This window comes from Neobacillus niacini (assembly GCF_000759675.1).
In the GTDB taxonomy this organism is placed as follows: Bacteria; Bacillota; Bacilli; order Bacillales; family Cytobacillaceae; genus Neobacillus; species Neobacillus niacini_A.
The window spans coordinates 134683-154233 of record NZ_BAWM01000139.1; the positions used below are offsets into that span (position 1 = coordinate 134683).

A 19551-nucleotide genomic window follows, 5' to 3' on the forward strand; every position below is an offset into this window, starting at 1 on the left:
ACAGAAAATGTTGGACAAGCCGATATAACGCGATTTTCAACATTTACCTGTATAACAAGTAAGGTTTTGGTTTCAAAAAGGAGGTTTTATGAAGAAACTAGTATGTATTTTGTTGTTTTTATTTTTACAATTTGAAATTGTATCAAATGCAAAAATTGTTGAGACAAACCGTCCTTATTCGTACGAAATACTGAAGCGGGATATTACGAAAATCCAGTATAAACATAAGGCAGTAGAAGTAAAAAGTATTGGGAAGACCCATTTTGGAAGGGCAATTTATGCCATTAAGCTTGGAAGTGGAAAGCACAATATCGTTTTAATTGGGGCACATCATGGACGTGAATGGATAACCAGTATGCTTTTAATGAAGAAACTCGAGGGATATGCATATGCTTATCAGGAACAATCTAAATTTGAATCGATGTCAACAGATATATTAAACGATGTTTCCATCTGGTTTATTCCAATGCTCAATCCAGATGGTGTTACTATTCAGCAAAATGAACTAAATCAGTTTTCAAATACAAAAAAAAACCATCTGTTAATTATGAATGATGGAATAGACAATTTTGAACGTTGGAAAGCAAATGGAATTGGACTGGATCTAAATAGACAATATCCTGCGGGATGGAAAGAGCTAAATAATCAACCTAATACCCCTTTTTACCAATTTTATAAAGGTGAGAAGCCGTTGCAAGCAAAAGAAGTACAGGTATTAACAAAATTCATTCGTGAAATAAATCCTGAGATAGCGGTTGCATACCATTCGGCAGGAAGAGAGGTTTTTTGGAAATATCAAAATGGCAAACATCTTCGTCGAGATAAACGTATTGCTAAAAAAATATCAAAATTAACCGGATATAAGCTTGGAAATCCACCTAAACATGCTATTGGAGGTGGGTTTACCGATTGGTTTATAATCAAATATCATCGCCCAGCATTGACAATTGAAATAAGCCCGCTTGTTGGAGAAACATCCCCGCCTCTGTCGGTCTTTGAGACCGAGTGGGATAGTAATAAATATGTGGGACTAACCTTGGCAGAAGAAGCAAAGGACTTGAAAAAGCGAAAATAAGCAGATGGACTTGTTGTTTTTTACATCTTGTTTCATCATTCCCAGAATTACTTCATACATTGTGGTAAGAGGAAAAGGGGGAATGGCAATGAATGGGGACGATCGCAAAGCTCTTGAATACGCAATTAGTGAAATAACCGAAATTGCCCGAGGCTTTGGCTTAGATTTTTATCCTATGCGATATGAAATTTGCCCAGCAGAAATCATTTACACTTTTGGTGCTTATGGTATGCCGACCAGATTTTCACATTGGAGCTTTGGGAAGCAGTTTCATAAGATGAAGCTTCATTATGATTTAGGATTAAGTAAAATTTATGAACTGGTTATCAATTCAAATCCTTGTTATGCCTTCTTATTAGATTCTAATTCGCTTATACAAAATAAATTAATCGTTGCACACGTACTTGCTCATTGTGATTTCTTTAAGAATAATGTCCGTTTCCAAAATACCAAGCGGGATATGGTTGAAAGCATGGCAGCAACAGCAGAAAGAATCCGGCTTTATGAGATTCAATTCGGCAAAAAGGAAGTCGAGATGTTCCTAGATGCGGTGCTGGCTATTGATGAACATATTGATCCTTCATTAATGAGACCAAAACTTGCATGGTCATTGGAAGATGATATGGAAGAAGAGACCCAGCAATCCGTCACTCCATATGACGATTTATGGAAGTTAGATGATAAGGACAAAAAGCAGCCGACTCAGCCTAGAAAAAAACAATTTCCACCTAGACCTGAAAAGGACTTATTATTATTTATAGAAACGTATAGCAGAGAGCTAACTGATTGGCAGCGAGATATTTTAACCATGATGCGTGAAGAAATGCTGTATTTTTGGCCACAGCTTGAAACGAAAATTATGAATGAAGGCTGGGCTTCCTATTGGCACCAGCGAATCATCAGAGAGATGGACTTAACCAGTGGGGAAGCAATTGAGTTTGCAAAATTAAATGCTGGGGTCGTACAGCCATCAAAAACAGGAATAAACCCATACTATCTTGGCATTAAAATATTTGAGGATATTGAAGAACGATATGATAATCCAACAGAAGATATGATAAAAAGAGGAGTTACGCCAGGCTCTGGTCGGGAAAAGATGTTTGAAGTTCGTGAAGTTGAATCAGACATATCGTTTTTACGCAATTATTTAAACAAAGACCTTGTAATGAGAGAAGACATGTATCTTTTTCAAAAACAGGGAAGAGATTATAAAATAGTTGATAAACAATGGGAACATGTCCGTGATCAGTTGGTTAATATGCGCGTAAATGGAGGTTTCCCATACATTACTGTCAATGACGGTGACTATTTGAAGAACGGTGAATTATATCTGAAGCATTGGTATGAGGATGTAGAGCTTGATGTGAAATATCTTGAAAAGGTTTTGCCTTATATTCAACAATTATGGGGAAGGCCGGTTCACATTGAAACCATGATTGAAGATCGAAGAATGTTGTTTTCCTATGATGGAAAAGGCGTTCATAGAAAGTATTTATAAATTATTAAAAAAATTTCTTTGGTAATTATTCTTTTTCTTTGTCTTTTTGGAGGAGTAGGAGCTGTATTAGCAAGTTCCTTTGCGACAGAGCAAAACACAAAGCAACAAGAAGAAGACGCATGTGCTTTAGGAATGGATAATCAACAGATCATTACAGATGAACATACCGCAGCTGAAACAGTCGGTTGTATGGATGATATGAAAACAAATGTGATTGATTAGATATTACAATTGGAACATGAAGCGAAACTATCCCTTTTGTGCAGGCAGATAGGCTATACTGTCTTACAAGGGGATTTTTCTATGCCCGAATTTTCAATTCCAGTCTATTTGGGTTATTTTTAAAGTATATTTAATATTATAAATGTCATAGGGGGTTGGAAATGTTAGAGATTCTACTTGCAGGAATTGCCCCTGGATTAGCTTTATTATGTTACTTTTATTTAAAAGATAAGTATGAACCAGAACCTGTATTAATGGTACTTTTTACGTTTATTTCTGGTGCGTTGCTTATATTTCCGATAGCATTTATTGAATATGTACTTAAAGCAGAAAATGTTGTTAAATATGATTCAATTTATGCAATTTTTTCATCGGGTTTGGTAGAAGAATTTTTTAAATGGTCCATTTTATTCATCTTTGCATACAGGAATGTGGAATTTGATGAGCCTTTTGATGGCATTGTCTATGGAACCTCTGTATCTTTGGGATTTGCAACTGCCGAAAATATTATGTATTTAATGAATAATGGGATGGAATACGCTCTTACACGAGCATTACTGCCTGTTTCAAGCCATGCCTTGTTTGGAGTTATTATGGGGTACTATATTAGCAAAGCCAAGTTTACAAAAGATTCGAAATTGCCCTGGTTCCTTTGTTCTATGATACTTCCAGCTTTATTACATGGGATATTTAATTATTTATTGTTAAACCAAGGATCTTGGCTGTCGTTACCTCCTTATATGGTGTTCTTATGGTGGTTAGGTATGAGAAAAGTACAATTGGCGGAAATTTCAAGTTATAATCATTTCCAAAAGAACTACTTTATTCAACATGGAACGGAATTAAAATCTGGAATGAGATTATACTTTCCTTTAAGTAGATAGTTATTATTTTTACGGTTTTAGCATTTTCTATTTTAAGATTTCATTATATTTTAAGAAATTATTCATAGAACGGTAATAATTAGGGCGTAAAATAAAGTTTGTAGCTAGGACACTACAAACTTTATTTTAATGACCCCCTTTATTAAAAGATTCGACACCTAGTCGAATCTTTTTTGTATGAGCTGGCTATTGCGTTGATTAGATGGACATTTCTAATCAATGTGGTACAATTTTGCTTAATGTAGTGTTTTATGAGAAGGGGGATATAAAGTTGCAGTATACTATTGGGATCAGTTTATGGCTTTTGTACCAACTATCCTAGCATATCTAGTATTATCTTTATTATCCTTAGGGGTTATGTATTTCTTTAAGAAAAAGTCTGACCAAGACCTTAAGAAACTTGAAGAAAGACAACTGCCTAAAGAATAAGATTAAAAAAGGAATCCCCCGTTTCAGAAGGGAAAGGGGAAAATGATGAAAAGGTTAACTTTGACAATTTTAGCAATGCTCATTGTAATGGTTTCGGCGATGTGGATGCTTGAGAAAAACTTTATGGAAATCGATTTTCAAACGAGAATCATTATTTCTGCTGGTGCTAGTGCCTTATCAGGATTAATATCATATTTTTTATTTAGGGAAGATAAAAAATAATTCTGCATGTCCATATGGATATGTATATAATCTTATCAAGATTAAGCCGTTGCTCACATGAGAGCCACGGTCATTTTTATTTATATCGGTTCCCGTAAATTGCCAACAAAAAAGGAGGCACCTCAATACACTTCCCTTTAAAATTTGAGGATGAGCTCTTTTTTTGTTCCCTCACTAACATTAATTTAATTTGGTTCTACATGAACCACAACATCATAGACACTATGCTCTTTAATTAATTTATCCTCAACCATAGAGGCAATATCATGAGCATCTTTCACATCTAATTTCGAATTGACAAGGATTACAATATCAACAACCACGTTGTTACCGTAATTTCTAGCTCTAATATCTTTTACGCCTTTAACTCCATAACAATTAATGATGGTTGTTTTCTAAGAATCTAATTCCTTCAGGTCAAATCCATCAGTGAGATGGTGAGACGCATCACGGAAAATGTCCCATGCGGTCTTACAAATAATAAGACCAACGTTTATAGCTGTAATAGGGTCTAACCAGGGAAGACCAAATTGAGCACCGATAATTCCAATGAAAGTACCTACACTGACCCAAGCGTCAGATAGGTTATCCTTTGCAGCCGCCATGACAGATTGGCTGTTAATTTCACTTGCAAGTTTTTTATTGTAACGATAAACAAAATACATAACTAATGCACAAAAGAGTCCTGTCCAAGCAGCCATTAAATCTGGAGACTCTTCTACTCTATTGAAAATACTTGAAAATGATTGGAATGTAACCTGAATACCAACACCCATCATAATAAGTCCTTAATGAAGAAAACCCGCCATTACTGCTGCGAGTTTTACCTTTTTATATACCAATAGCAATGCAAAACGGCTTTAATACTGCTTACTTTGGGTTATAAAGGTGCTCATTAATATCTTTTATTGGTATATCGTTATTATCAATGTACTCAATAATTTTTAGGGTATTCTCTATTGCAAAATCTTTTTCCAGCTGGATGATCAGCAATTAAAGAGCCTACTAGGTCAAGTAATTGTGTTCTGATTCTTGAAATTATCAACTTTGCTTCTAACAAATCAATCACGTAAAACCTCCAATTACATTTTTTGAGAACTATTATCTCTACTGTTGACTCTTTACACAATATACATTGAAGGGAAATCATGCAGAAATTGAGCCGCAATTTTTTATTAATGGATTTTTAATAGAGGATGATTGCACCGATAACAATATATATTGATTTAGACGTTGCCTTAACCTATGCTTTATTGCACTTTTTCAATAACGGAAATTCCCTTCTTTAAAGCCTCCGTTCTCCTTAATGTAAAATTGTACTGCACAAACAAATCATCGCTAATTGGTTTATGAATTTTGACTTTGTGTTTTAGTAATTCGTCATTTGCCATTTTTAGGGCGTATTATGGTCTAGAAAGATTTGTTCGTTGTTTTCCTTTTTAGGTAAAAAGAAAAAATGAGGGAAGGATAATTGCTAGGAGGAAGTAAATTCATTACGATTGTAACAAAGAAGAACCGTAACCATATATCAAGGGAAGAACAAAATCAACCCAATCCATTTAACTCTGGGGTTCCTGAGATATTTTTTCGAAGAAAAACAAATACGGATAATTTGAAAGTGCTAAGAAAAGCCATACTGATTTGCAGACAAATTAGAGCCATGAAGACAGATTTGTTAAGATGGAATCAGGAAATTGTTTAGTTAATTGAGTTTAAATAATACATTATGAAAGGAAAATTTGAATGAGTGATAAATCATGGAGAGTTGATACATACCAAGAAGGAAAGTACAAAATAAGTGTTAGGAAAAATTTGGAAAATGACCGTGTGGATGAAGGAGATATCCCTGAAAAGGGACTTAAGGAACAAACAAACCTTAAAAATAATTCATAAGGAAAGTTTACATCAATAAATTAAAGCAAGGATACCTCGAATTGAGATATCCTTGCTTTAATTGAACATTATGGTACTTTTTACTTAACTCGGAAATCATTTTTTTTTTATATCAATTAAACAAATTCCACTAGTGAACCACCAACTGCCCCAGTCACCACAATTGGGATATTAATTGCAGGTTTCTATCATCCAATTTGGACCAGTTCAATCTTAGCTCCGATTGGACATATCGTTTTTACGCAATTATTTAAACAAAGACCTTGTAATGAGAGAAGACATGTATCTTTTTCAAAAACAGGGAAGAGATTATAAAATAGTTGATAAACAATGGGAACATGTCCGTGATCAGTTGGTTAATATGCGCGTAAATGGAGGTTTCCCATACATTACTGTCAATGACGGTGACTATTTGAAGAACGGTGAATTATATCTGAAGCATTGGTATAAGGATGTAGAGCTTGATGTGAAATATCTTGAAAAGGTTTTGCCTTATATTCAACAATTATGGGGAAGACCGGTTCACATTGAAACCATGATTGAAGATCGTAGAATGTTGTTTTCCTATGATGGAAAAGGCGTTCATAGAAAGTATATGTAAATCATTTAGGCAGCTATTGAATGCAATAGCTGCCTTCTAACGTACTTAATAAGGTGTATAATCAACGTTTGGAGTATAGTTATTAGTTGCATTCCATAATAGAAATTCATTGATTCCCTGTGAATGTAAAGCGCGGATTTGGTCTTCGACTTCTGTCTTTCCATATTCCTTATAGTTACCCTTTCCAAGCCAAGACGCAGTAAAATCTTGAAGCCAAGGCCGCGATGTTGGGGGATTTGTTAGCTTACTTAAACGTTCCTTTTCAACCTTTGCATAGCCCTCAACAAGGCGATAGGGATATAAATCCGGTTTTTGAATGCCGAATATTGCAGTCCAATGGCTAGGATAAATCATAGCAGAAATAACATCTACGTTTTCAGCAATATGTGTAAAATTCTGTCCAATTCCACTAGCTTCAGGGATGACAGTAGCGTTCCCGAAGATATCAACAGAAACCTTAACATTGTATGGAGTTAGTTTTTCTTTAGCATATTTTACAAACTCGCTTACAGCAGTAGCTCGATTTGCATGAAACGTTGATTTATCGTAGATAAGCTGTTCCTCTACTTTTTCAAACTTTTCAGGGAATCTTACATAATCAAATTGAATTTCTTTAAATCCTAACTTAACTGCTTCTTGTGCCATACCAATATTATAATCCCATACCTCTTTAAGAAAAGGGTTGGTAAAGGAATCTCCTCGTGGATTTTTCCATAATTTGTTAGCTGTCATAAAGGATAGGCTTGGGCTTCTAGCAGCTAATGCATTGTCTTTAAAGACGACAATTCTTGCGATAGGGTAAATGTTATTTACCTTTAATGTTTTCATTAGAGAAGAAGGATTATTAATGTATGGACGGCTCACAGAGTAATATGGTGATATTTTTGAAGGAATGAAGGTTAGGTAGCCGTGATCATCTTTAATATCAATGACCATTGCATTTAAATCAGTATTGTTTACAAGTGAAAGTAATTGATCAAAATGAGGTTTTTTCGTATTTGGGGCATTAACATAAATACCTCTAATCGGTTCCTGAATATGAGTTAAAGCAAAAACCGGGTTACTGCAGGTAATACTGCTAGATAGAAGAAATACAAAAATGAGTAGTAGGTATTTTCGCATAAACTCTCTCCTTTGTTATTTATTCCTATTAGGTTGTGCAATTGTAGTATTTTTATAAAATGCTCTTTTCGTAAATTCAAAAGCAACAATCATTGCGAAAACAGACTATAGATTTTCTCATCTTATCTTATTTAATTTACATTACTTGCTTTATAGCACTTTGAGGAATAGTAGATTGGGGCGACAGATTCGAATCAATAATATTATCGTGTGGGTATTTTTACCTACTTTTTTCTTTTCCCTCCCTTCCTATTTTTTTTGCTCTTTATTTAGGACCCTATATGACTACTTTAGGAGGGAAATTATAGAAGTCTTTGGATATACTAACTAAAAAAAATTCTGAACACTTAGTCATTTCGTACAAATATTTGTGAAAAAATTATGAATAAACGAGTTTATGGTATGTATGGCAGTTTCTCCATTAATAATTAATTTTTAGATATTTCAAACTATAATTACACAATTTATTCACAGACTATAGTGCGGAATATCTAGGCGAAAAAATATTTTTTTTGATTCAAAAATATCATGTAAATATTGGAAAATATACCTAGAATGAATTTCTGTAAGGGTTGTCAATTACTTTTTTGCTTAATTTATTTCATGAGGAGGAATTTTAGTTGGTTAAGGGATATGAAGGATTTTCACGCAGAAAGTTTCTTAGTAATGCAGGAAAAATCGGAGGCGCCTCAGCTGTTCTTGGCGTCACAGGCACGATGGGTTTATTTTTACCAGAAGAGACCATCGCGAATGCCGAGGCTGGAGTAAATACAAAAAAACCGGGGAAAAATAGCCACTATATGCTTCTGAATGTACGTTTAGAAAGCGGTTATAAATATGAAAATGGTCTAGTTGTTTCGACAGAAACGGTTTTACGAAACCTCCAAATTACCAATGGTAAGATTACCAGAATACTAGATACTAAAGCTACATACAATAAAAATTTAGATTGTTATGACGCCAAAGGTATGCTATTACTTCCTTCCTTTAGAGATATGCATATACATTTGGATAAAACCTATTATGGCGGTCCTTGGAGGGCTGCCCATATGAGAAAAAATGGGATTTTTGATATGATTGCCTTAGAGGAGAAACTGCTGCCGGAGCTGCTGCCAACCGCTCAGGAACGTGCAGAGAAATTAATTGAGCTGATACTAAGTTACGGTTCAACGTACGCTCGAAGCCATTGTAACATCGATCAGGTCGTGGGGTTAAAAAATCTTGAGAACCTGAAAAAAGCATTAGCGAATTACTCTGATAAAATTTCACATGAAATCGTCGCCTTTCCTCAACATGGTTTGCTTCGTTCAAATGTAGAAGGACTGATTCGCGAAGCGATGCAGCTTGGAGTTACCCATGTTGGCGGGCTAGATCCAACCTTAGTTGATGGGAATATGGAAAAATCGTTGAATACGATGGTCCAAATTGCGTTCGACTATAAAGCAGGTATCGATATTCACCTCCATGAAGGCGGAGAAACTGGAATCAAAGCAATTAAACTTTTGGCAGATTTAACCGAACAAGCTGGACTGCAGGGCAAAGTGACGGTCAGCCATGCGTTCTCCCTTGCATCGTTATCGGCTGGAGCTGATGAGGAAATGGCAAACCGCCTCGCCTCTCTAGGAATATCGATTGCATCATCTGTTCCAATTGGAAAGGGTGTTATGCCGATTCCGCTTCTTCAGCAGAAAGGGGTAAAGGTCCTATTGGGTAATGACAGCATTACAGATCATTGGGATCCATTCGGAATTGGAGATACATTGCAGAAAGCTCATCTTGCCGCACAGCTTTATGGCTGGAAACATGAATACACTCTGTCCCGTGCCCTTTCCCTAGCTACTGGAGGCATTACACCTTTAGACGAGTCCGGTAAGCAAATATGGCCGAAGGTAGGAGACGCAGCAGATGTAGTCCTCGTTCCAGCAAGCTGTTCTGCCGAAACAGTTGCCCGTCTGCCAAAGCGGGCCGCCGTTCTGCATAAAGGCGTTCTAGCATCAGGCTCCCTTGAAGCTGTTAATTAAACCAAATTCGTGGTATGGTCGTAAAATCATGTATAATTTCAACCTATAAGCAAAAGTAACCAAATAATTTCAGAGGAGATGTAGGAGAATTCTTACATCTTTTTTTTTATGGAAGTGAAGCATGAAATCTGAAGCAACCTTTAGACATAATTTAAACACAATCAATTGTACAATTTGCACAATTGAATGCAAGGCTTTTTGGATTCGTTAAACGATGACGGTGCTATATATAATAACTAAAATAATCATGTAAGCATTATAGTTAAATAAAAATTGTACAGCGCTTCCATAGACTAAGGTGAGTTTTGTATTTGAACTAAATTCATTTCCTTAATTTTTAACCATCCAATCATAACCGTAAACGTTGTATTGGAATCGTAGGACAGAACACACTAATTTACGTCCCAGCCTGTACAAATTTTATATTAATCCTTACAAACTTTCTTTTTAAAAGGAGGTTCGATCTGCTCAAAAGTTTATTTGACTGCATGATTCTAGATTTATGGGGTGTTATTCGTGATAAATGCAATCTCTGGTGATACAGATTTTATAAAGGGTATTAAAAACTCAATATTCACTGGTTTTGTGCATAGTACATTTAATCGGACATTTAATATTGAATGTTTCGAAAATGGCGACTTATATACAATTGCATGCAGCAAACTTGATAATGGCCCTAATACTTTAATTATTGATGTTGATAATATGAAGCCAATGGACATTGAAGTCAATGATCGGGTACGTGTTGAAAAAAATCTCTTGTATATTGGGGATAAGCACACTATTTCTATTGATAAAGCTGCTAAATGGGAAAGTACTTTACCAACATACCCCAGTAATGTAGAAATCCTGAAACTAAATTTAATGAAAATGAAGGAATACATTAACATTCACGGTGTAGGCGGCGGAATAAAAAAAAACGTAATAACCCAAAATCTTTTTGACGCAGAAGTCTCGAATATGCTTGAGAAAAGAACTCTTTTACTTTTAAACGAATTATTAAATGATCGAATTTCATCTGCCTTGCCACATGCGGTTTCACTTGTAGGTCTTGGGCCAGGGTTAACTCCTTCTGGGGATGATTTTTTAACTGGGTTATTTACCATTTTTAATATGAAAAACAGCCCTTTTTATCCTTACCGATCATTTTGTGAAGATGTTTTAAAGAAAGCAAAAACCTTAACGAATGACATTAGTTACATGACTTTGAAAAAAGCAGCAATTGGTAAAGTGAGAGAGTCTATTATTTCATTACTTAACTCCTTATTAGTGGAGGATGATGAAGACTTATTTCTCTCTTTAAATAAATTATTAAACATAGGTTCTTCATCCGGGACAGATATAGCTTTAGGCATTATTTTCGGAATGGAGGCCAATATTAGAGCAGGAGGAAAAGTATGTTAGTACAAGCTTTGATTAAGCCAAACACATATTTCGATTCAGTATCTTTAATGTCGCTTTCCACTAAAGCAAATCAAATTGAAGAAGTGGAACAAGCCATTATTGCAATGGGTACGGAAATGAATAAAGAGGTAATGAAAAATGTCGGTTTAATGACACCTGAAGTAGAGGCAGCGGGAGCAAGTGATTTAATGATCGTTGTAAAAGCGGAAACTGACGAGTTATGCGAAACCGCTTTCGAAAAAATTAATGATTTATTTACAAAAAAGAATTCAGGTAAAAAAGGGAAAAATGACATTAAATATTCTACAATTTCTTCTGCTGCAGGAAGTAACCCGGAAGCAAATTTAGCCATTATTGCTGTAAATGGTGCATATGCAGCTAGAGAAGCGAAAAAGGCACTTGAAAATGATTTGCATGTCATGATGTTTAGCGACAATGTCGGCATTGAAGATGAAATTGAATTAAAGAAATTAGCTCATGAAAAAGGTTTATTAATGATGGGGCCTGACTGTGGAACAGCGATTATCGGCAATACAGCCCTATGCTTCGCAAACGCAGTAAGAAAAGGGAATATCGGTATAGTTGGAGCATCAGGAACTGGCAGCCAAGAGGTAAGTGTCCGCGTTCACGAATTTGGCTACGGTATCTCTCAATTGATTGGAACAGGCGGTAGAGATTTAAAAGAAGAAGTTGGCGGAATCATGATGCTCGATGGTATTCAGGCACTTGAAGACGATGAAGAGACAAAAGTCATTGTCGTTATTTCCAAGCCACCTGCACCAAGTGTGGAAGAAAAAGTATTAGCAAAAATTAAAACATGTAAAAAACCAGTTGTCGTTTGGTTTGTTGGCGGGAACGAAGAAAAAATTACTGAAGCTGGCGCACATTTTGCCAAAATGTCTAAAGAAGCTGCACTTAAAGCAGTACTATTGGCCGGAGCAGACGAAAGCAAGTTAAATAAACGTGCATTAAACATTCCACTTATTGAAGAAGTTCGGACAAAGTTAACTCCGGAACAGAAATATGTTCGTGGACTTTTCAGTGGCGGAACATTATGCGATGAAGCTATGCATGCAGCAATGGATAAATTTGATAATGTCTACAGCAATATTCAAAGAAATCCTGAGTATCGATTAAAAGACCGTTATACAAGTCAAGAGCATACATTCATCGACTTTGGTGATGATGAATACACACAAGGAAAGCCACACCCAATGATTGATCCATCTACACGTCTTGAAAGATTTATTCAGGAGGCAAAAGATCCATCGGTCGGTGTTATTGTGATGGACTTTGTTATAGGTTATGGAGCACATGAAGATCCAGTTGGAGCTTTCCTGCCTGCAATCATAGAAGCGAAACAACAGGCTGAGCAAGAAGGAAGACATTTAGAAGTAATTGGATATGTTCTTGGTACAGAATTAGATCCACAGGATTATGAAGAGCAAATAAATAAATTATTAGCGGCAGATGTAACACATGCGAGCAGCATGCAAAATGCTGGATTATTAGCTAGAGAATTTGTTGTGAAGGGAGAATAGGCATGAGTAGAATTAGCGATTTATTTAAAAGCAGACCACATGTTATTAACGTAGGAATTGAGTCCTTTAAAGATGATTTATTACAACAAGGCTCTGAAGTCATTCATTTAGAATGGACACCGCCGGGCAGAGGAAACCCAGCATTAATTGCTGCACTTGACAAGTTTGAAAATCCTGCAATCTTGGAAAAAATCGAAGCAGCAAATAAATTAGCAGTTGAAAGAATTATTAATTCTCATCCAGTGTTAGTTGGTTATGATCAAGCCATAAATTGCGTACCTGGGATGACAAAAACAACGATTCTCCATGCAGGACCTCCAATTACTTGGGATAAAATGAATGGTCCTATGAGAGGCGCTATTACTGGTGCAATCGTATTTGAAGGGTTAGCTAAGGATGTAGAAGAAGCAGCTAAATTGGCGGCATCTGGCGAAATAACCTTTTCACCATGTCATGAACACAACTGTGTAGGTTCTATGGCAGGTGTCACATCTGCTTCAATGTTTATGCATATTGTTGAAAACAAAACTTATGGCAATATTGCTTATACAAACTTAAGTGAGCAGTTAGCAAAAATCCTTCGAATGGGAGCCAATGACCAAAGTGTTATTGATCGTTTAATTTGGATGCGCGATGTTTTCGGTCCTATTTTACGTGATGCAATGAAACTAAATCCTAATGGAATTGACTTACGTTTAATGCTTGCGCAAGCACTTCATATGGGAGACGAGTGTCATAACCGAAATGTTGCGGGTACAACATTACTAATCCAAGCTTTAACTCCGTATATTTTACAAACTGATTATACAATCGAACAGAAGAAAGAAGTATTTGATTTCGTTGCGAGCAGTGATTACTTCTCTGGTCCTACTTGGATGGCAATGGCGAAATGTGCACTTGATGCTGCTCATGGAATTGAAAACAGTACAGTCGTTACAACCATGGCACGGAATGGTGTTGAATTCGGTATCCGTGTTAGCGGCCTGCCTGGAAACACATGGTTTACTGGCCCTGCACAAAAAGTTATTGGTCCAATGTTTGCTGGATACAAGCCAGAAGATTCTGGACTTGATATCGGGGACAGTGCAATTACAGAAACTTATGGTTTTGGCGGATTTGCAATGGCAACAGCTCCAGCAATCGTTGCATTAGTCGGTGGTACAGTAGAGGATGCTATTGGTTATTCAACTAAAATGAAGGAAATCACGACAACAGAAAATCCTAACGTCACAATTCCATTACTTGATTTCATGGGACTTCCGACAGGAATTGATGTTCGTAAGGTTGTTCAAACAGGTATTATGCCTGTCATTAATACGGCGATTGCTCATAAAGACGCAGGAATCGGAATGATAGGTGCCGGAATTACCTATCCTCCAGTTGAAGCTTTTGAAAAAGCATTGCAAGCTTTAAGTGAAAACATTAATTAATATTTGTTTAGGTATCTCAAACTAAATGAAAAAGTCCAGCATGATGTTTTAATTATGCTGGGCTTTACTGTTACAGTGTTTTACAAAGGACTTTAAAGTTAATTAACTTAGATGGTTTTTTAAAAAATCGACGACTTGTTTTAGTGCATTTTGAACAATCGGATCTTGGAAGTTTTTATCAAATACATGCTCACCATTTGGTATCGTAATAAGTCTTGCTTCAACCGATTGTTTAATTATGGCAGCTCTCATAAATACTGACTGTTCGTATGGAACATCCGTATCCTTCGTTCCGTGTAATAGTAAAGTTGGTGGAAATTCCTTTGTAACATTGCGATTGGGGCAAAATTGATAGAGAGCTTCTTTATTATTTAAAAGATTAATACCTGTAATTTCTTCGATCCAAACTCCATTCTGTCGCGCATAAACATAAAATAGAAACCGTTCTTCTACTGATGCCTCAGTTATTATTTGATCTGTGTTAAGTTTGTATGCGAGTTCCTTAGAAACAATGTCCTTCTGACAATAATATTTACTTGGACTTGCAGCCCAGCTCCCAACAAGATCTCCGTATCCGTAAAAGGAAACAATTGCACGGGGCTTATGAGTAAATGTTCCAGTAGTAAGAGCTAAAAAACCACCGGCAGAACTTCCTACAACTGCAATTTTCTCTGGGTCTATTGAAAATTGTTTTGGTCCTTCTAATTGAATCCAAAGGATTGCATCTTCAATATCCTTAAGAATTTCCGGCAGTTTTGTTGCAGGAGCCAGCCTATAGTCAATTGAAAATAGTGAAAATCCATTGTTGGTGTAAAGTTTGATCATTTCTTCACTTATTTCTTCTCTTGTTCCCCAAATTAACCCGCCACCATGAATATAGACGACGACAGGAGCATTTTCTTGGTTAGTCCCATAAAAATCTCCGATAATTGAGAAATTTTCATCTTCTTTATAAATAACGGTTTTCTTCACTTTTTTTTCACGTCCTATCTTTGAATGTTATTTCATATTTTACTAAAATAATTGTTTCAGTTAATACTAAAAAAAATCATCTAATAATGCAACAAAACAATTACCTGCCATTGCTAAAGATAGGACATACTTTGTACAAAAATTATTGTATAACCTGCCTAAATGAATACCTTTCTTTTTGGTTTTGGTAGCCAATGACCCAGAAAGGTTTACCGACTAAAATGTAAGATGTAAGGGGTTACCAAAAGTTATTATTTCTCTTTTAGATTTATAAAAATCTTTCAGAGAATAGCAAGATTCTCCATTCTCTGCTTCAAAAGGAGGCAATATAAGTAGAAGAGTATTAAATAATGCTAACAATTTTTACAACCAACAAACTAATTCATATTTTGAGGTGAAACGTAATGGATCAAACAATTAAATTTTGGAAAAAAGGGGACTTGGCTGCTTATTTCGGCTTACTCGCCAATAACCTAACCAATCTACTAACCATGATGTCATTATTAATTTTTGTCGTAGGTATTCCATCAGCAGTCGTTTATGGAAAAATTGCTCCAGCTTTTGGTATGGGGATATTTATCGCAAGTTGTGCTTATGGCTTTTTTGCTTATCGATTAGCTAAAAAAACAGGTAGGACTGATGTAACAGCATTACCTTCGGGACCAAGTGCACCGTCCATATTCACGGTAACTTTTTTAGTTATATTGCCAGTTTATACTCAAACAAAAGATTATGAATTTGCCATTGGGATTGCACTAGTATGGTGTTTCGTAGAAGCAATGATCCTAGTAGTGGGATCACTATTGGGTGATACCATCAGAAGAGTCATTCCTAGAACAGTATTATTATCTTGTTTATCTGGTCTTGGGCTATTGTTATTAGCCATGAATCCGATGTTACAAGCCTTTGAAGCACCGATGATCGCTTTTGCAGTGTTAATCATCATTTTTATTAACTGGTTTGGTAAATCACCGATCTTTGCAAAAATTCCAACAGGGTTTCTATTGCTTGCTGTAGGTGCAGGCATTGCCTGGGCTTTAGGCTTAATGGATCCTGGTGCAATTTCACAATCTCTATCATCCTTTGGATTTAATCCTCCATCATTAAACATTGATGGTTTTATGCAAGGATTGCCACATGCCCTTCCATATTTGGCGTCAGCTATTCCACTAGGTCTTTCTAACTATGTGTTTGACTTAGAGAATATTGAAAGTGCTCATACTGCAGGGGATGAATATCAAACAAGACAAGTTATGTTAACAAATGGTCTTGCTTCATGTGTTGGTGCAGCATTTGGAAATCCATATCCAGTAACTGTATATGTTGGACACCCAGGGTGGAAATCAATGGGCGCTGGTATTGGTTATACGGTTGCAACGGGTTTATCGATGTTAATTCTTACACTTTTCGGTATTGGAGCATTTTTGTTAGCAGTCATTCCGATTTATGCTATCGCTCCTATCCTTGTTTATATTGGGGTTGTAACGGCCAACCAAGTTGTTCGTGAAACTCCTAAAATGGAAGTACCGGTTATCTTTATTGCATTATTCCCATGGATTGCAAACTGGGCTCTAACTCTTGCAAATAATGTACTTGGTGCTGCTGGAACTGCCGCGGGTACTGTTGGGATTGATAAGCTTGCAAGTAAAGGGGTTTATTACGAAGGATTGACTCATTTAGGAAATGGTGCACCGATTGCCAGTTTGTTATGGGGATGTATAGCGATTTTTGCTATCAACGATAAACCGTTGCGTGGTGCTGCCGCTGCAGCAATAGCAGCCGTATTGTCTGTCGTTGGATTTATCCACTCTCCAACAGTCGCATTTGCTAAAGGTGCTTCTGTAGAATTTTTCTTTGCCTACCTAATGATTGCTGCCATTTTTGTTATCAAATATGTGATGGATCGTAGCAAAGCTCAGCCAAAACCTGATACCGGAAAAAATGTAGCATAATTAAATTTTTCAGAATTCACCTTCGATCGTTAAAGCTCGTCATGCTTTCGAGGGTGAAATTTATTTATTACGAATTAATGAATAAGGAGGAGAATGTTTACGATGAATCAAAACAAGGAGCTAATCCTGGCAAGTGAACGTGGGGAAATAGAAATTGTAAAACAATTATTAGAAGACGGAGCTGACGTCGCTTTTAAAGACGCAGAAGGCCGAACAGCTTTGATGGCTGCTACACAGAAAAATCAACTTTCCGTGGTTAAACTGCTATTACAAGCTGGCAGTGATGTAAACACAAGAGATATTACACAATTAACACCGTTCATTTGTTCTGGTGCAAATGGTTTTCATGAAGTTTTAAGCGTGATGCTGAATTATGGAGCAGATTTAAAAAGTGTAAATCGATTTGGCGGTACTGCATTATTACCTTCTAGTGAAAAAGGCTATCTTAAAACCGTACAAAAATGTTTGGAAGCTGGTATCCCTGTCAATCATGCCAATAATTTAGGTTGGAGCGGTCTATTAGAGGCAGTCATTTTAGGTAACGGCGGACGCTTATATTCTATGATGATTGAATTACTTGTAAAAGCTGGTGCAGATGTAAATATGCCAGACAGGGATGGGAAGTCAGCACTACAGCATGCCAAAGAATTGAAGCATGATAAGGTAGAAAAGATTCTTACTAATGATTTCATTGAACAAAATGACAATATAAAAAATGCAAAAGCTTTATATTTGGATGATAAGTATGAAGAAGTAATTTCTGAAATGAATCAAGCTCTCGAGACGGATAGAAATAATCTAGATTTTTATTTCTACAAAGGCTATTCACTACAAGAACTAAAGCGCTATGATGAAGCACTCGAAGAATATAAAAAGGCGTTAGTGCTTAATCCTAATGATCTTGATTTTTATTTCTATACGGCTAATTGCTTAAGATTGATGAATAGACCTGAAGAAGCGCTTGCTGAATATGATAAAGCATGTGAATTAGACCCTAATGAAACCTTTTACCGGTACCATAAAACAAATTATCTAAGAGAACTAGGTCGACACGAGGAAGCTGTAAACGAAATGGATAATCTATTAGCGCTTCAGCCACACAGATATGATTTTTCATTCCATAAGGCAAACAGTTTGAGATCCCTTGGAAGACATGAAGCAGCGATTGTGGCCATTGAAAATGCGATTGCCATCGACCCAACAAATCCATTATATCAATTGCATAAAAATCAATCACTTGCATTATTAAAAAAACAATTAGAATCACAGGAGGTAAAATGATGAAGAAATTGGTTATTGTTGCGATTGGTGGGAATTCTCTAGTCCGAGACAATGGACGTGACTCTGTTCAAGATCAATACGAAGCCGTTAGTGAAACGGCTGTAAATATCGCTGATATGGTTCAAGAGGGCTACAATGTGGTTGTGACACATGGAAATGGTCCACAAGTTGGTTTTGGGCTTAGAAGGTCCGAAATTGCAAACGAAATTGCTAATATGCCTGATGTGCCGCTTGTCAATTGTGTTGCAGATACACAGGGTGGTATTGGTTACCAAATTCAACAAGCATTAACAAACGAATTTACTAAAAGAGGTATAAATAAAAAAGTTGCAACGATCATTACCCAAGTTGAAGTTGACATTAATGATCCAAATTTCAAAGATCCAACAAAACCGGTTGGTTCATTCTTTACTTTAGAACAAGCAGAAGAGATGAAATTGGAACATCCTGAGTGGATTTTTGTAGAAGATTCCGGACGTGGTTATCGTAGAGTGGTTCCATCACCTAAACCAATTGATATTGTTGAAAAAGAAGCGATTAATTCATTGGTAGATGCTGGTTACGTTGTGATTGCAGTTGGCGGAGGCGGCATTCCAGTTGTAAAAACAGGAGATAATTCATATTTAGGTGTTGATGCGGTAATTGATAAAGATTTTGCCACCAGTCTTTTAGCGGAACAGGTCAATGCTGAGACATTAATCATTACAACTGGTGTTCCAAGAGTATGCATTAATTTTGGAAAACCAAATCAACTGGCCCTAGAAAAGATTACAGTAGAAGAAACTAAACAATATGTTCTTGAAAACCACTTCCCACCGGGCAGTATGCTGCCAAAAATTGAGGCTAGCCTAAGCTTCTTGGAAAAGGGTGGAAAGAGAGTAGTTATTACAAACCCAGAAAGTTTAAAAGATGCAATTAATGAAAAACAAGGTACTCACATTGTCAAACAGCTAAATACAGCACATTGTATGCAATAATAAGTGATAATTCGAAAGTCCGGCACT

17 protein-coding genes and 2 pseudogenes are annotated in these 19551 nt (G+C 36.3%); 15 read left to right on the forward strand and 4 right to left on the reverse strand.

All coding sequences use genetic code 11. The features are described from left to right. The first annotated feature begins 88 nt into the window (after positions 1-88). From TR08_RS25850 to TR08_RS32230, 5 genes are all read left to right on the forward strand, one after another. On the forward strand, positions 89-1075 hold the full coding sequence (locus TR08_RS25850; RefSeq protein ID WP_045523161.1) for a M14 family zinc carboxypeptidase: 987 nt from the start codon (positions 89-91) through the stop codon (positions 1073-1075). An 88-nt stretch (positions 1076-1163) separates the two neighbouring features. After that, the gene (locus tag TR08_RS25855; protein ID WP_045523163.1) at positions 1164-2573 is read left to right on the forward strand and encodes a SpoVR family protein; all 1410 of its coding nucleotides are present in this window, start codon (positions 1164-1166) and stop codon (positions 2571-2573) included. An 18-nt stretch (positions 2574-2591) separates the two neighbouring features. Then, a complete protein-coding gene (locus TR08_RS25860; protein ID WP_045523165.1) occupies positions 2592-2795 on the forward strand; it encodes a hypothetical protein in 204 nt (67 codons plus the stop codon). Positions 2796-2956: 161 nt separating this feature from the next. Further along, positions 2957-3679, forward strand: a complete 723-nt coding sequence (gene prsW, locus TR08_RS25865) for a glutamic-type intramembrane protease PrsW (RefSeq protein ID WP_045523167.1) — start codon at positions 2957-2959, stop codon at positions 3677-3679. Positions 3680-4153: 474 nt separating this feature from the next. Next, entirely contained in the window at positions 4154-4330 is a 177-nt protein-coding gene (locus TR08_RS32230; protein ID WP_152597527.1) for a histidine kinase, read from the forward strand. A 185-nt stretch (positions 4331-4515) separates the two neighbouring features. On the opposite strand, the pseudogene TR08_RS31510 reads toward TR08_RS32230, so the two are convergent. Both TR08_RS31510 and TR08_RS33740 read right to left on the reverse strand, forming a co-directional pair. After that, a pseudogene (locus TR08_RS31510) lies at positions 4516-5112 on the reverse strand (cation diffusion facilitator family transporter); the annotation flags it as partial. Positions 5113-5264: 152 nt separating this feature from the next. Beyond that, positions 5265-5399 (reverse strand): hypothetical protein, encoded by a 135-nt coding sequence (locus TR08_RS33740; protein WP_274521055.1) that lies wholly within the window; start codon positions 5397-5399, stop codon positions 5265-5267. A 402-nt stretch (positions 5400-5801) separates the two neighbouring features. Here TR08_RS33740 and TR08_RS25880 point away from each other — a divergent pair, with 402 nt between their 5' ends. From TR08_RS25880 to TR08_RS25885, 3 genes and pseudogenes are all read left to right on the forward strand, one after another. After that, on the forward strand, positions 5802-6032 hold the full coding sequence (locus TR08_RS25880; RefSeq protein WP_045523170.1) for a hypothetical protein: 231 nt from the start codon (positions 5802-5804) through the stop codon (positions 6030-6032). 41 nt (positions 6033-6073) lie between these two features. Beyond that, positions 6074-6223, forward strand: coding sequence for a hypothetical protein (locus tag TR08_RS32845; protein ID WP_193747849.1), 150 nt, complete (start codon positions 6074-6076; stop codon positions 6221-6223). 226 nt (positions 6224-6449) lie between these two features. Continuing rightward, a pseudogene (locus tag TR08_RS25885) lies at positions 6450-6824 on the forward strand (SpoVR family protein); the annotation flags it as partial. Between the two features lie 45 nt (positions 6825-6869). Here TR08_RS25885 and TR08_RS25890 read toward each other — a convergent pair. Further along, on the reverse strand, positions 6870-7946 hold the full coding sequence (locus TR08_RS25890) for a putative glycoside hydrolase (RefSeq protein ID WP_045523173.1): 1077 nt from the start codon (positions 7944-7946) through the stop codon (positions 6870-6872). An 800-nt stretch (positions 7947-8746) separates the two neighbouring features. Here TR08_RS25890 and TR08_RS25895 point away from each other — a divergent pair. The 4 genes from TR08_RS25895 to TR08_RS25910 all read left to right on the forward strand — a co-directional run bounded on the left by TR08_RS25895 (position 8747) and on the right by TR08_RS25910 (position 14342). Then, positions 8747-9967 (forward strand): amidohydrolase, encoded by a 1221-nt coding sequence (locus TR08_RS25895; RefSeq protein WP_238579248.1) that lies wholly within the window; start codon positions 8747-8749, stop codon positions 9965-9967. Between the two features lie 516 nt (positions 9968-10483). Further along, on the forward strand, positions 10484-11371 hold the full coding sequence (locus TR08_RS25900) for a DUF2877 domain-containing protein (RefSeq protein ID WP_045523177.1): 888 nt from the start codon (positions 10484-10486) through the stop codon (positions 11369-11371). Then, positions 11365-12912, forward strand: a complete 1548-nt coding sequence (gene fdrA, locus TR08_RS25905) for an acyl-CoA synthetase FdrA (RefSeq protein ID WP_045523179.1) — start codon at positions 11365-11367, stop codon at positions 12910-12912. Before TR08_RS25900 ends, fdrA begins: the two co-directional genes overlap by 7 nt. 2 nt (positions 12913-12914) lie before the next feature. Then, a complete protein-coding gene (locus TR08_RS25910) occupies positions 12915-14342 on the forward strand; it encodes a DUF1116 domain-containing protein (protein ID WP_045523181.1) in 1428 nt (475 codons plus the stop codon). 102 nt (positions 14343-14444) lie between these two features. Here the strand turns inward: TR08_RS25910 and TR08_RS25915 are convergent, their stop codons facing one another. After that, entirely contained in the window at positions 14445-15314 is an 870-nt protein-coding gene (locus TR08_RS25915) for an alpha/beta hydrolase (RefSeq protein ID WP_045523184.1), read from the reverse strand. A 404-nt stretch (positions 15315-15718) separates the two neighbouring features. Between TR08_RS25915 and TR08_RS33445 the strand changes: the two genes are divergently transcribed. The 3 genes from TR08_RS33445 (at position 15719) to arcC (ending at position 19524) form a co-directional block, all read left to right on the forward strand. Continuing rightward, positions 15719-17266: a hypothetical protein gene (locus TR08_RS33445; RefSeq protein ID WP_045523186.1), complete on the forward strand. Its 1548-nt coding sequence runs from the start codon at positions 15719-15721 to the stop codon at positions 17264-17266. A gap of 102 nt (positions 17267-17368) precedes the next feature. Beyond that, positions 17369-18547 (forward strand): tetratricopeptide repeat protein, encoded by a 1179-nt coding sequence (locus TR08_RS25925; protein ID WP_052427638.1) that lies wholly within the window; start codon positions 17369-17371, stop codon positions 18545-18547. Continuing rightward, positions 18547-19524, forward strand: coding sequence for a carbamate kinase (gene arcC / locus TR08_RS25930; RefSeq protein WP_045523189.1), 978 nt, complete (start codon positions 18547-18549; stop codon positions 19522-19524). The genes TR08_RS25925 and arcC overlap by 1 nt, the downstream gene beginning before the upstream one ends. Positions 19525-19551: the final 27 nt, after the last annotated feature.